This is a genomic window from Flavobacterium anseongense (genome assembly GCF_021608185.1).
Lineage (GTDB): Bacteria > Bacteroidota > Bacteroidia > Flavobacteriales > Flavobacteriaceae > Flavobacterium > Flavobacterium anseongense.
In genome coordinates this window covers 156,457-171,374 of the sequence record NZ_JAKIHN010000003.1, presented here as the reverse complement: position 1 = coordinate 171,374, position 14,918 = coordinate 156,457, and the positions used below count along the sequence as shown (strand labels likewise).

The 14,918-nt window shown below is 35.8% G+C and carries 8 protein-coding genes; 4 read left to right on the top strand and 4 right to left on the bottom strand.

Annotated elements, in window-relative coordinates; genetic code table 11:
• Nucleotides 1–47: 47 nt before the first annotated feature.
• The 4 genes from mdxK to L1S35_RS05845 all read right to left on the bottom strand — a co-directional run bounded on the left by mdxK (nucleotide 48) and on the right by L1S35_RS05845 (nucleotide 5,754).
• Complete coding sequence (gene mdxK / locus L1S35_RS05860; protein ID WP_236397763.1) at nucleotides 48–2,351, bottom strand: maltose phosphorylase MdxK; 2,304 nt, start codon at nucleotides 2,349–2,351, stop codon at nucleotides 48–50.
• Nucleotides 2,352–2,377: 26 nt separating this feature from the next.
• A complete protein-coding gene (gene pgmB / locus L1S35_RS05855) occupies nucleotides 2,378–3,031 on the bottom strand; it encodes a beta-phosphoglucomutase (protein WP_236397760.1) in 654 nt (217 codons plus the stop codon).
• Nucleotides 3,024–4,553: an MFS transporter gene (locus L1S35_RS05850; protein ID WP_236397757.1), complete on the bottom strand. Its 1,530-nt coding sequence runs from the start codon at nucleotides 4,551–4,553 to the stop codon at nucleotides 3,024–3,026. Before L1S35_RS05850 ends, pgmB begins: the two co-directional genes overlap by 8 nt.
• Before the next feature lie 181 nt (nucleotides 4,554–4,734).
• Nucleotides 4,735–5,754, bottom strand: a complete 1,020-nt coding sequence (locus L1S35_RS05845) for a LacI family DNA-binding transcriptional regulator (protein WP_236397754.1) — start codon at nucleotides 5,752–5,754, stop codon at nucleotides 4,735–4,737.
• A gap of 225 nt (nucleotides 5,755–5,979) precedes the next feature.
• On the opposite strand from L1S35_RS05845, the gene L1S35_RS05840 reads away from it, so the two are divergent.
• From L1S35_RS05840 to L1S35_RS05825, 4 genes are all read left to right on the top strand, one after another.
• Nucleotides 5,980–9,087 (top strand): SusC/RagA family TonB-linked outer membrane protein, encoded by a 3,108-nt coding sequence (locus L1S35_RS05840; RefSeq protein WP_236397751.1) that lies wholly within the window; start codon nucleotides 5,980–5,982, stop codon nucleotides 9,085–9,087.
• 15 nt (nucleotides 9,088–9,102) lie between these two features.
• On the top strand, nucleotides 9,103–10,650 hold the full coding sequence (locus tag L1S35_RS05835) for a RagB/SusD family nutrient uptake outer membrane protein (protein ID WP_236397748.1): 1,548 nt from the start codon (nucleotides 9,103–9,105) through the stop codon (nucleotides 10,648–10,650).
• A 20-nt stretch (nucleotides 10,651–10,670) separates the two neighbouring features.
• Nucleotides 10,671–11,840 carry a SusE domain-containing protein gene (locus L1S35_RS05830; RefSeq protein WP_236397745.1) on the top strand — a complete coding sequence of 390 codons (1,170 nt, stop codon included), beginning with the start codon at nucleotides 10,671–10,673 and terminating at the stop codon, nucleotides 11,838–11,840.
• A gap of 75 nt (nucleotides 11,841–11,915) precedes the next feature.
• Nucleotides 11,916–14,819 carry a T9SS type A sorting domain-containing protein gene (locus tag L1S35_RS05825; protein ID WP_236397742.1) on the top strand — a complete coding sequence of 968 codons (2,904 nt, stop codon included), beginning with the start codon at nucleotides 11,916–11,918 and terminating at the stop codon, nucleotides 14,817–14,819.
• Nucleotides 14,820–14,918 lie beyond the last annotated feature (99 nt).

The window sequence follows — 14,918 nt, the reverse complement described above, 5'->3', positions numbered from 1 at the left end:
AACTTAAATGGACTTATATGCCTTATATGGTTCAATTAATTATTTTTTTATACTGTTACCAAACTATTAGGTTCAACCAAGACTTCTTTTCCGTTTACGAAAACTGAAATCGCTGTTTCTCCTTCAAGAACAAATTTGGTTTCATTTTGATGAACAGAAACTTTTAGAATTTGGTTTCTGAAATTGATCTTAAATGAATAGCCATTCCAGTCTTTTGGAATTCTTGGTTCAAAATGGAGTGCATCATTTTTGATACGCATTCCGCCAAAACCTTCGACGATACTCATCCAGGTTCCTGCCATCGAAGTAATGTGTAAACCTTCTTCGACTTCTTTGTTATAGTCATCTAAATCCAAACGCGAAGTTCTTAAATAGAAAGTATAGGCTTGTTCCATTCGGCCTAAAGTGGCTGCCTGAATGGAGTGAACGCAAGGCGAAAGTGAACTTTCATGAACGGTAAACGGTTCATAGAAATCGAAATGTTTTTCTAATTGTTCTTTGCTGAAATGATCTTCGAAGAAATAGAAACCTTGTAATGTGTCTGCTTGTTTGATATAAGGCGAACGCAGGATTCTGTCCCAAGACCATTTTTGATTAATTGGTCGTTGTGATTTGTCTAAATCGTGCACTTTTACTAATTCCTTATCTAAGAAGCCATCTTGTTGCAAATACACATCATGTTCTTCCGAAAACGGGAAGTACATGTGGTCAGCTACTTTTTTCCAATGTCCGATTTCAGTTTTATCTAATTTTACTTTGCTCATGATTCGGGCAAAATCGGAGCTGTATTCTTTTTCTACTTTTTCTATTTGTTCGATAGTATAATCGATACACCATTTGGCCAGATAGTTAGTGTAGAAATTATTATTTACGTTGTTTTCGTACTCATTTGGACCGGTAACACCCAAAATCACATACTGATTTTTATGAGTTGAGAAAGTCGCTCTTTGATGCCAAAAACGGGCAATGCCGATTAACACTTCTAAACCTTTTTCAGGAATGTATGAGTAATCGCCGGTGTATCTGTAATAGTTGAAAATCGCAAAAGCAATCGCACCATTTCTATGGATTTCTTCAAAGGTAATTTCCCATTCGTTATGACATTCTTCGCCATTCATCGTCACCATTGGATACAAAGCAGCGCCGTTTGTAAAACCTAATTTACCTGCGTTTTCAATGGCTTTATCCAATTGATTGTAGCGATACGCCAAAAGATTTCGAGCCACGTGCTGGTCTTTTGTAGCCATATAAAACGGAATGCAATACGCTTCGGTATCCCAATACGTAGAGCCACCATATTTTTCGCCTGTAAATCCTTTCGGGCCGATATTCAAACGCGAATCTTTACCTAAATACGTTTGATTTAAATGGAAAATATTGAAACGAATTCCCTGTTGCGCTTTTACATCGCCTTCGATAGTAATATCGCTCATTTCCCATATTTTTGCCCAGGCATCGATTTGATTATTTAGTAATTGGTCGTAGCCAAATGACAATGCTTTCGCGATGACATTCTGCGCTGCCACTTGAGTATTGTCATGGTTCATGGATACAGTATAGCCACCTAATTTTTGTATTGAAGCTGTTTGACCTTTTGCGGCAGCAACTTCATAAGTGAACTGAACTTTCTCATTTGAAGCTTCAATGTTTGATGGAGAAACATTCTGGTTTTCGCCATTTAACAGAATACTATTTTGCATGAAAGTTGTAGCTGTAAAATGCGTTTTGAACGTTCTTGCTGTTACAAAAGCCTCGTTACCCGAATTTTTCACATCCAATGGTTCCCAGAATTTCTCTTCCCAGTTGGCATCTTCGTTGTGAACTCCGGCGTCAACATAAGGTTTGAAAACGATTTTAGCGTCATTATTTATTGGGGTAACTTCATAATTGATGACGCCAACTTCATCCAAATCTAACGAAAGAAAACGGCGAACGTTTACTGAGATTTGAGTTCCGTTTTGCAAAGTAGCTTCAAAAGAACGGTTGTAGATTCCTTCTTTCATATTCAATTCGCGGCGGAAGTTTTTTACTTCTTTGCATGTTGCCAAATCAAGGTTTTCTCCGTTGATTTCTATATTGATTCCAATCCAATTTGGGGCATTTAAAACTTTGGCAAAATATTCGGGATATCCGTTTTTCCACCAACCCACTTTGGTTTTATCCGGATAATATATTCCGGCAATATAACTTCCTTGGAATGTTTCCCCGGAATAGTGTTCTTCAAAATTGGCGCGTTGTCCCATGGCACCGTTTCCGATACTGAATAGACTTTCGGAGGATTTCACTTGGTCTAAGTCAAAACCTTCTTCTATGATAGACCAGTTGTCTGGTTTGATATAATCTTGATTCATTTTCTTTTTCCTTTTATCATTCAATTTTAGTTTATGAACGCTTCTATGAAAGATGTATCCATAAAAGTAAAATCTTTAAAATTGTATTTTGCTTCATGTAAAATTTTCTCATCGCCAATTCCGATGCTTGTCATATTGGCAATATTAGCAGCCTGAATTCCGGCTACCGAGTCTTCAAAAACCATGGAATTCTCGTTGGTTGCATTTAATAATTTTGCAGCTCTGAGAAAAACTTCAGGATCTGGTTTTGCATTGGTTACGTCATTTCCGTCAACAATGGCATCAAACAAATGCAAAATTTTCACTTTTTCTAAAATTGGTCGGGCATTTTTACTAGCCGAACCTAATCCGATTAGTTGATTTTTTTCTTTAATAAATTCTAAAATATTAAGAACACCGGGAAGGATTTCTGTTTCATCCATGTGTTCAATATATGCCAGATAATCTTCATTTTTTTGCTTCAGCCATTTGTTTTTATTCTCTTCGGACGCTTGAATATTTCCAAGTTTTAGAATAATATCCAAAGAACGAACACGGCTAACTCCTTTTAATTCTTCGTTGTGTTCTGGTGTAAATTCGACGCCTAATTCGGCAGCTATTTTTTGCCATGCCAAAAAATGATATCTGGCCGTGTCAACAATAACGCCATCAAGGTCGAAGATGAATGCTTTTTTACTCATTAATGTCAATCTTTTTATTTGTTGATACTGTCAGCGTTAAAAATCCTGCAAATATCATTGATAATCCTCCAATAATTAGAGCATATATCGGTTCGTCATTGAAAAAAGTGTTTACTAGAAATCCTAAAATGGTTCCGGCTACAATTTGCGGAATTACAATAAAGAAGTTGAAAACTCCCATATAATAACCCATTTTGCTGGATGGTAATGCTCCTGAAAGCATGGCATAAGGAATAGATAAAATACTTGCCCAGGCAATTCCAACACCTATCATTGCTAACAATAATCCAACCTTATCAGATAGAAAATAGATAGAAATCAATCCTAGTCCTCCGGCAATTAGTGCAAGCATATGAGTGAATTTGTTGCTGGTTCTTTTGGCTAAAACCGGTAAAAGAAAAGCTACTGCAGCAGCCACACCATTGTAAACTGTAAACATTACTGATACCCAGTCAGCCGCATCATTATAAAGTTTTGACTTTGTATCTGTGGTTCCAAACACATGACCTGTAACAGCGTTAGTGGTATAAATCCACATAGAAAATAATGCAAACCATGAGAAAAACTGAACCCATGCCAATTGTTTCATTGTTTTTGGCATATTCAATAAATCCGTTACAATAATAGTAAATCCGTTACGAACATTTCTTTTTCTCAATTGAGAAACCACAGCAAATAAGACACCAGCAACTAATATTCCTATAGAAAGAATATATAGTTCTTTGTGGCTGCTTTTACTCGTTGTATTGATGTCGTAAACCCAATAAGAAAGTAATAATCCTATAACAGATAGAACTAAGCCAATATTAAATTGTCTTTTTTCGGTACAACCACTTTCGGAATCATCAGTGTTTGATGAGGTAGATTCTTTTTTAGTATTTTCAAAAGCCTCTAATTCTTCGGGGGAGTATTCTTTTGATTTAACTACTGTCCAAATCACAGCTAAGAGAAATACAAAACCGCCAACGTAAAAAGACCATTTTACTGATGGAGGAATTATTCCTTCCGGTGCGGTATTTTCAATATTAAACCAATTGGTAAAAACGTATGGAAGTGCTGAGCCTGCAACAGCGCCAAGTCCGATAAAAAAACTTTGCATGGCAAAACCTAAAGTTCTTTGTTTTTCGGATAAATTATCGCCAACAAATGCGCGGAATGGTTCCATTGAAATATTGATGGAAGAATCCATAATCCATAAAGTACCAATAGCTATCCATAGTGATGGAGAATTTGGCATGAAGATTAATGCAATGGACGATAAAATAGCGCCGACAAGAAAGTAAGGTCTTCTTCGTCCTAATCTAGTCCAGGTTCTATCTGAAAAATAGCCAACAATTGGTTGGACTATCAGACCAGTTAGTGGTGCTGCTAACCAATAGAGTCCTATTTTGTCAACTTCTGCGCCAAGTGTATCGAAGATTCTAGAAGTGTTTGCGTTCTGCAAGGCAAAACCAAACTGTATTCCTAAGAAACCGAAACTCATGTTCCAAATTTCCCAGAAACCTAATTTACGCTTTTCCATTATCGTAATTTAATGATTTATAATACGATAAGCGCGAGGCTTATCAAAACTTATTTTAGTTCGAAGTAAAAGTACAAGCTTTGATAATTGTCGTAAAGATAATAAAGAATTTAAATTTTGTAGGTTTTAAGTAAAAAAAATGCAGGCATGGAGTTACGCAAACGTTTTTTTGTTGATAAAATTATATGGTGGATTCTCTTTCTACTAATTCGGTTTCTATGACTTCGGTGCTGTATTGTTCGTCTTCTTCGTCTTCTGCTTCCAGTCTTTCAATGAGCATTTTTGCAGCTTTTCCTCCCATTTTGATTCCGTTTTGACTAACCGTTGATATGCTTGGAGTAGAATATTTTGAAATAATCCCGTCGGTAAAACCAATTATCGAAAGTTCTTCCGGGACTTTGATGTTTAGTTTTCGGGCTAATTTAATGGCGGTTACGGCAAAAATTTCATTTACTGCAAAAACAGCATCCAAATCGTTATTAGTCAGTAAGTCTTCGATTAAAGTTTCAAAATTTTCGGTGTCTTCAATTCTAAGAATTAGACTTTCATCGACATTCATGTCATTGTTTTTTAATGCCTTGATATAGCCTTGAGTTCTTAGTTTTCCTACGCTTACATAGTCAACGGTTGTTATCAATGCTATTTTTTTAAACCCCTTGTCTATAAGAAACTGAGTGGCGTTGAAAGCAGCTAAATTGTCGTCAATAATTACTTTGTCGCATAAAATATCATTGGTAACACGATCAAACATTACAACCGGCATTCCCTGATTGATGACTTCAACGATATGGTGAAAATCTTTCTTTTGTTGGGTTTCTTTTGATAGCGACATGATGAAACCATCAATGCTTCCGTTGGCTAACATTTCCATATTAATTACTTCTTTATCAAATGATTCATCAGATAAGCAGACTAACACATTATAACCATTTTCATTGGCTACTTGTTCAACGCCACTAATTACAGTTGCAAAAAAATGATGAATAATTTCAGGAATAATAATACAAATTGTTTTTGTTTTTCTGTTTTTTAAACTCAGGGCTATATTGTTTGGTTTGTAGTTGTATAATTTGGCAAATGCCTGAATTTTTTGTCTGGTGTCTTCGCTGATTTCTAAACTGTTTTTTAGCGATTTAGATACAGTAGATATTGATACGTCTAATTCTTTGGCAATTTGTTTTAGTGTTACTTTTCTTTTCATGTTATGAATTTGATAAATACTAATTTCTGAATAAAGGTATATGATATTTTTTATTCTATCAATTTTAGCGTTAATTAATTGTAAAAAGCAAAAAGTTTTCAACACGCAAACGTTTTCGAAGCATATTTAACAGCCCTGAATTCTGTTGATTGAATTTTTTACATAAATTTAACATTCGAAGTCTAAGTACAAGCACAAAATTATTTTTTAACCTAAACAAAATGTATGAAAACAATTTACAAAAAGTTGTTATTTTTATTCTTATTACTGCCTTTTAGCGTATTGGCTCAAAGCAGTTTAAGTGGAGTTGTAATTGATAAAAAATCAAATCAGCCACTTCCGGGAGTAAATGTAAACGTTCAAGGTGCCAGCACAGGTACAACAACAGATTTTGATGGGAAATTCCAGTTAGCGGGTCTAAAAAGCGGAGACAAAGTAGTCTTTTCGTTTATTGGCTACAATAACGAAACCATCACCTTTACAGGACAAAAATCGGTTTCAATCAGCTTAGCTGAAAGCGCAAACGAATTACAGGAGGTTGTAGTTCAGGTAGGTTATGGTTCTGTTAGAAAGAAAGATGCCACCGGATCAGTTTCTGTAGTATCGGCTAAAGATTTTAACAAAGGAGCTATAGTTTCTGCCGATCAGTTACTTGTTGGTAAAGTGGCTGGAGTTAGAATCACTAATGATGGAGGTCAGCCAGACACTCCTCCTAATATTAGAATTAGAGGAGGTGCTTCGTTAAGTGCGCAATCAAGTCCGTTAATCATTATTGATAATGTTCAGATTGATAACAAATTGGCTGCCGGGCAATCAAATCCATTGTCTTTGGTAAATCCAAATGATATTGAGTCTTTCACTATTTTGAAAGACGCTTCTGCAACAGCTATCTATGGTTCAAGAGCTTCGAATGGTGTTATCATTATAACAACCAAAAGAGGTTCTTCATCAGGAGCTCCAAAGTTTAGTTATTCTAATGTATTCTCTTTTGGGAAGGTTGGAAAAACAATTGATGTTATGAATGCTAGTGAATTCACATCTTTTATCGAAACAAATTATCCTCAGTATACCAATAGATTAGGTATTGATGATCCTAATTTGCCTGATACTACTGTTGATGATCCTTCAACACTTGGAATTATTGAAGGTAGAATTTTGTCTAATACCAATTGGCAAGATGCTGTTTTCAGAACTTCATTCAGTCAGGACCATAATTTTAGTGTTAGAGCTGCGATATTTGGAGACGTTCCGTTTAGAGCTTCTGTAGGATATAATAAAACAGAGGGATTAATTCAGACTAATGACTATTCTAGAATTTCTGCTGGTTTCAACGTATCTCCAACGTATCTTGATGGGAACTTAAAAGTTAACCTTAATGCTAAAGGATTCAGTTCAAAGAAAAATGCTATTGACGTTGGCGCTGTTACGTATGCTTCATTAAATATGGATCCTACAAAACCAATATATGGAGATAGTCCGGACAATAGATTTGCAGGATATTTTCAAGAAACAAACAATCCTAGCAGTGCATCTTGGGATGGAAGATATTTACTTCAGGGTGCATATAATCCGGTAGCTAGATTGAATCAAAGATACAGACCTGAGACTATCGATAAATTCTTAGGTAATGTTGAGTTTGATTATAAAATGCCTTTCTTACCAGAATTGAGAGCTGTTGTTAACTTGGGTATGGAAGCATCACAATCTTATATTAAGGAAGAATTTAGCAATAATGCACTTGAAACTTATCAGACAAGGACTACTATTGGGTCAACTCCTTCTACCAATTATGTCTTTAACCCTGGGTTGAATTATCTGGAGAGACAAACCATAATGAATAAAACAGTGGATGCTTACTTAGCATACTCAAAAAAATTGACAGGTACTGTTACTAAATTTGAAGTGCAAGGTGGGCACAACTACCAAAGTTTTGTTTTAGACGGGAATAAAACAGAATACCGTTATAATGTTGATAGTGGTCTTAGAGAGATTAACCCTCCGGCCGCAAACAATCCAAATAGAAGATATTATGGGCAAATGGTCCTTGAGTCTTATTTTGGAAGAACAAATATAGACATACTAGATAAATACCTATTCAGTTTTTCAGTAAGAGCAGATGCTTCATCTTTATTTCCAAAAGACAACAGATGGGGTTATTTTCCATCTGCAGCCCTTGCATGGAAAATCAAGCAAGAAAGTTTCCTAGAAAATTCTTCCAGTGTTAATGATCTTAAATTAAGATTAGGTTATGGATTTACAGGTAACAGTGATTTTAGAGATGTTGCTTTTGCCGGATATTATTCATATATACCTACTTACACAATAGGTAGTGCACAAGGTCAATATTTACCTGGTATCGGAACATTTTCAATCGACCCATATAATCCAAATTTAACTTGGGAAAAAACGGCTACATATAATGTTGGATTAGATTTCGATATTCTTAAGAATAGCAAGTTGACAGGTAGCATTGATGCTTATTACAGTAAAACAACTGATTTGTTGGCATTAGTTAACTTTCCACCGGGACAGTTTTTGACTAACAGATTTGTTGATAATGCAGGAACGCTATCAAGAAAAGGAATTGAGGCTAATCTTACTGTGAAATTATTGTCAACAGATAATATGAACTGGAGTTTAAATGGTAACGTATCCTACAATATTGGAAATGTTGATGAGCTAAAAGGTACTTCCAGAATAGAGTTGAACAAATTACCTGGTATTGGTAGAACATTAACCTATCATGCTGTTGGTGAGCAGCCAAATTCTGCTTGGGTTTATGAGCAGGTATATGATAGCGCAGGACATCCGGTTCCAGACGTATTTGTTGATAGAAATGGCGATGGTCAAATTACTGATGACGGCGATAAGTATTATGTAGCTATGGCTCCAAACTGGACATTTGGTTTTGGTACTACATTCAACTACAAAAACTTCGATTTTAATGCAAGTTTCAGAGGTCAGTTAGGTGGAAACGTTTACAATAGCCCAGACTATCAATTTGGATTTAAAGAGAAAGTTTTGCCAGGTCAAAGTACAAACCTTAACAATGCTTTGAGTGGTTATTTACCATTTACTACAATACAAGATAATTCAGTTGTTTCTGATTATTTCATTCATGATGCAACTTTCCTACGTTGCGAAAGTATTTCGTTAGGATATAAATTTGATAAATTATATAAATCAAGTTCATTACGTTTGTCAGTTGGAGTTAACAACTTATTTATCTTAACAAAATATCCAGGTCAGGATCCGGAAAGTTTTTCCGGAATTCAGACAGATTTCTACCCAAGACCAAGAACATTTAACATGGGTGTAAACATCGATTTTTAAAAAACTATGAAAAATATGAAAACAAATTTTAGAAAATTAACTGTAGTTGCCATACTCTTTGTAATGGCTTCTTGTTCCAATGAGTTGGATCAAAAACCGTTGATTGGCGACACTTTGGACAATTTGCTTCAAAATAATCCGGGAGCAGCTAAAGGTCTTGTGTCAAAAATGTATGCAACTTTTGCATTAACCGGCCCTTCTGGTCCGGGAAGTTCGGATATCGTATCAAACGATGCCGGAGAAACAGGATTCTTAAGGGGGATTATTAACCTACAGGATTTTACAGCCGACGACATGAAAAACCGTTGGGGAGATGATGGTCTTGACCAATTGACAACGACCTCTAACTGGACACAAAACAATAAATTCTTCAGATATTTATTTGATAGAGTTTATTATACAGTGCCTCAAACAACTAACTTAATAGTTGCTCTTAATAATACTAGTGGTCCGGATAAGGAATTGTATATAAGTGAATTACGTTTTTTACGATCGTTGGCTTATTATTATATGATAGACTGTTTTGGGAAAGGTGTATTAATTACAACGGAAAATTATGGAGCAACAGAATCTTTACCTGAAGCATCCAGAACAGAACTATTCAATTATGTAGAGTCAGAATTATTAGCTGTTGAAAGCAGTTTGCCAGACCAAAATGAGTACGGAAGAGCAAATAAGTCAGCTGCCAGAATGCTATTAGCAAGATTATATCTAAATGCTGAGGTATATACAGGAACAGCCAGATACAATGATGCACTTACTTACGCTAATAAGGTAATAACTGAGGGAGGATATACTTTAGCTCCAAACTTCGTTCAAAACTTCTCAGCAGATAACAATACTTCACCGGAGATTATTTTCCCATTGATTGCTGATGCGATTTCAAGTCAAAGTTATGGTAATACTACTTATTTAGTGAATGGTAATTTAAATTCTGAAACAATGCCATTGAGCTTTTATGGAGCTACTGATGGATGGGGCGGACACAGAGCAACGAAAGCTTGGTACAACCTGTACGGAGATATAACAACAACTTCTGACGCAAGAGGTCAACTTTTCTGGACAGCGGGTCACACTTTCGAAATGACTGATTACAAAGTATGGACAAATGGATATCCAAGTGTTAAATTTAGAAATTCAAATGCTAACGGGCCATCAACTCCTACAAGTTTTTCAAATACCGATTTCCCGTTATTCCGTTTAGCAGATGCTTACTTAATGTATGCTGAATGTGTACTTAGAGGAGCAACAGGAGGTTCGGCTTCACAAGCCTTAACTTATGTTAATAATGTAAGAAGCAGAAGTAATGCAAGCTCAATTGCACAGGCTGATTTAACACTAGACTTCATTTTAGATGAAAGAGGAAGAGAGTTAAATTTTGAAGGAGTAAGAAGAACAGACTTAATCCGTTTTGGTAAGTTTACCGGAGGTTCCTACTTATGGCCATGGAAAGGAAACACATTAAACGGAACTTCAATTCCGGATTATTACAATGTTTTCCCTATCCCTTTGACGGCGTTAGATGCGAATCCGAATTTGACGCAAAATCCTGGATATAATTAATTTAATAAAAAAATATAATTATGAAAAATATAATTAAAAAAGCATTTTTAGTCACCTTTGTAACTATTGGATTGTATTCTTGTTCAGAAGACAGTAAAGATCCTGTGGCTAAAGAAGCGGATGATTTTACAATGTCAGCTCCTGTAGATGGTACGTTTGTATTAACGGCTGCAACAGCGGGAGATGAAGCAGTAGTTGTACAATGGGAATCAGCAGATTTTGGTTACCAAGCAGCAACGAATTATAAACTGCAAATGGTTAAGTCTACCGATTCGTTTTCAGATGACCAAACGCTAAATCCTTCAATAAGTTTGGGTAACTATAGTTCAGTTCCAGGAGCATCTTTCGAAAAGTCACTTAAATCCAGAGACTTTAACAATTTAGTTCTTGCAGCAAATCCAAGCGGTATTGGGAATGCGGTAAGCTATAAAATTAGAATTTATGCATTGGTTAATAATCAATTAGCATCTTCTGATATTAATTTAAATGCCAAATCTCAGGAAGCAACAGTTACTGTGACTGCTTACGATGCATTTGATGAATTTGATAGACTTTATGTTCCGGGTAATTTTGGAGGAGCCAGTGGTTATGCCGATTGGACACCAAGTAATGCGCCTAAATTATTCTCTAAAGCAAATGATGGAAAATATGAAGGTTTTGTTTGGATGAATAATCCTAATCCTGAATTTAAATTTACACCTGTACCTGACTGGGTAGGTGATAAAGGTGATATCACTGAGTTTCCAAATTCATTTACAGATTTAGTTCAAGCTGGCGGTAAAAATATTAGACCTACAGATGGAGCTGGCACTTATTTTTTAACTGTTAATTGGAATACCGACAAGTATACGATTGCAAAAAGACAAATAGCTATGATTGGTCAAGCAACTCCAAACGGTTGGGGAACACCAACTTATATGACATTTGTCACTGATCCAGCTTCGCCATATTATAGAATGTTTACACTAGATTTAGCTCTGACTGCAGACGAGTTCCTTATTCGTTTAAAAGATGACTGGTCTGAAAAAATGGGAACATTGTCTGGAAATACGGAAACACTTGCTGCTACCAATGCTAATGGTATTAAAATAGGTGGAGGTAACATGAAAGTTCCAACTGCAGGGAACTATAAAATTGTATTAGATGTGAGAAATGCTGCAAACTATAATTTGCGTTTAATACCAAATTAATATAATACTAAATTGAATTTCAAAAATATTTCCCGTCATTACTTGGCGGGGAATGTTTTTTTTAAAAAAAACACTATGAAAAAAATATTCCTATTACTATTGTTTTCGACTTTTGCTTCTCAAGCTCAGGTTCAAACAATTACGCCTACGGTTACTCCAAATCCTTTTGAGAGAAACCAGAGTATTACCATTACTGTTCAGGGAAGCCAAATAAATGAGGCTACTTGGGGAGTTACCGGAAATGCCCTTTATCTATGGGCATGGATGCAGGATGTCAATGGAAATGCCCTTGGAGATTGTCCTACCAATGGAACTTGGACAGCTTCATCAGAAGCAAATAGACTAACGTACAACTCAGGAACAGATACTTATACGATAACCTTTATTCCTCAAACTTTTTACAACAATACAGTTTTTGGGAAAATGGGTTTTTTAGTAAAAGCTAAAGATGGTTCCGGAGATAAAAAAACAAATGATAATATTTTTAATGTGGGAGCATTTCAAATGACATTATCATCACCGGCTGAAAACAGCAATACAATAATTTCTACTAGTACCAACGCAAGTGTTGTAGCCTCTAACACCGGTGGAGCAGCAACCTATACTTTGAAAGCAAACGGCGTGACAGTTAGTGGTCCAACAACAACGACATTCTTCACTGCCGGGCCATTAGTAACACAAAATACCGTATTTACTTTAGAGTGTACACAAGGTGCAACAACAATTGTAAAAAGATTTAGCTATATATTCAATCCAGGTACAATTTCACAAGCATTACCAGTTGGGAAGCTAGATGGAATAAACTATGATTCTGCCGATGCTACAAGAGCAACATTGGTATTAAATGCACCTTATAAAGACTTTGTATATGTAGCAGGAAACTTCAACAATTGGCAGCCAACTGCTTCATATGCCATGAAGAAGGATCCAACGACAGGTAAATTTTGGTTAGAAATTACCGGACTAACTCCAGGGCAAGTATATGCTTACCAATATTGGGTTTGCGATGTGACAGGTCGTCCGGCAAATTCTCCTGCTGTTGTTAAAACTGCTGATCCATTTTCTACTTTAGTATTATCTCCTTTCGATGATCCACAAATCGTAACCTTAGGAGTATATCCGGGATTACCGGTTTATGCTACGATAGCACCAGGACAGGAAAGAGAAGTTACCGTTTTGCAAACTGGTCCAACAGCATGGTGGAATTATAACTGGAGCACAGCAACAACAAATTTTGTCAAACCAAAGAAAAAAGATTTAGTAATTTATGAAGCTTTGGTAAGAGATTTCGATGCCAATAGAACTTATCAGGATTTAATCAATAAAATTGATTATTTCAAAAATCTTAAAATAAATGCAATTCAGTTAATGCCGGTAATGGAGTTTGAAGGCAATGAAAGCTGGGGTTATAATACCGTTTTTCACATGGCGCCAGACAAAAGATATGGCTCTCCGGCTAAACTAAAAGAGTTTATCGATTTATGCCATCAAAATGGTATCGCCGTAATTCTTGACTTAGCGTTAAATCACGTTTTCGGTCGTTCACCACTAGAAAGAATGTGGATGTTAGATACCGATAATGACGGTTGGGCTAATGGAACCGGATATAGAGTTTCTTCAGAAAATCCGTATTGCAACCAGGATGCAATGCATTCTTATAGTGTTGGTACCGATTTAAATCACTTCAGAGAACCGGATAATTTGACCAATACATATTCAGTAAGAACGATTCAAACCTGGATACAGGATTATAAAATTGATGGTTTCAGATGGGATTTAACCAAAGGATTTACTAATCAATGCCCACCTTCAGTATCAGGCGGTCAGGAAACATGTACTAATGGATACCGCTCTGATAGAGTTGCCAAACTAAAATGGTATGCAGATAAACAATGGGAGTTTGATCCAAATTTCTTGGTTATTTTTGAGCATTTAGGAAATGGTGGTTCTTATGACGAGGAAGTAGAATGGTCTAACTATTTGCGTTCAGGTGACGTAAAAGGGATTATGCAATGGCGTAAAATAACCGATGGTTATGCCAATGTTTTAAAAGGTAATTTTGGTGATATTTCAGGTGTTACGGATCCTTCAAACCGTTTTGTTGGTTATGCAGAAAGCCACGATGAGGAAAGATTAGTATACAAAGCCGTACATGATGGTGGAGCCAACCAAACATTTGGAGATCTTACCAAAGCTTTGATAAGACTACCTGCACTTGGAGCTGTTCATCTATTAGTTCCGGGACCAAAAATGATATGGCATTTTGGTGAACTTGGTTGGGATGATTCACTTTGGACGTGTAATGCAGGAAATGTTTCATTCTCTGCTCCGGATTGTAAATTAGATACAAAACCACAACCTCAATGGGTCGAAAACTGGTTGGGAGATACAAACAGAGGCGCAGTTTATAACACTTGGTCTAAACTGATTGATTTAAAAATAAATGAAAATGTTTTCGAAAACGGTACCTATGCATGGAATTTAGCGACCATTGGTACTCCAAGATTAGATGTTTACACGAGTACTTCACAAACAGCAGCTTTGAGTTATGCTTTTGTCAGAACTAATTTTTCAAATAATACACTAGTAACATCTGGTGGATTCCCTTTTACAGGAACTTGGTATAACCTGATGGATAATTCAACAATTGATGTAACATCGACTACGCAAAGTATTTCTATTGAACCGGGAGGTTTCAGGCTTTATGGAAATAAACCGTCAACTTTAGCGAACAATAATTTCAATCTTATCAATACAGTAAGTCTATATCCAAATCCTGCCAAAGGAAGCTTCAGTATTAAAGGACAAGTTGCTAAAGTAGAAGTGTATTCTATCACAGGACAATTGGTAAAATCATTTGACAACATAATTTCTGAGGAACATCAGTTCGATGTAAATAATTTGACTAACGGAGTTTATTTAGTCAAAGCAATTGACAATAACAACAGTTCTAAAACCATGAAATTAATTAAACAATAAAGTTAGAGTTAGTAATAATTAGTTTGTTTTTAAGCCACACTTTTTTGTGTGGCTTTTTTGTGTAAAATAATACAAAATCATTTGCTGTAAAAGCTTAAG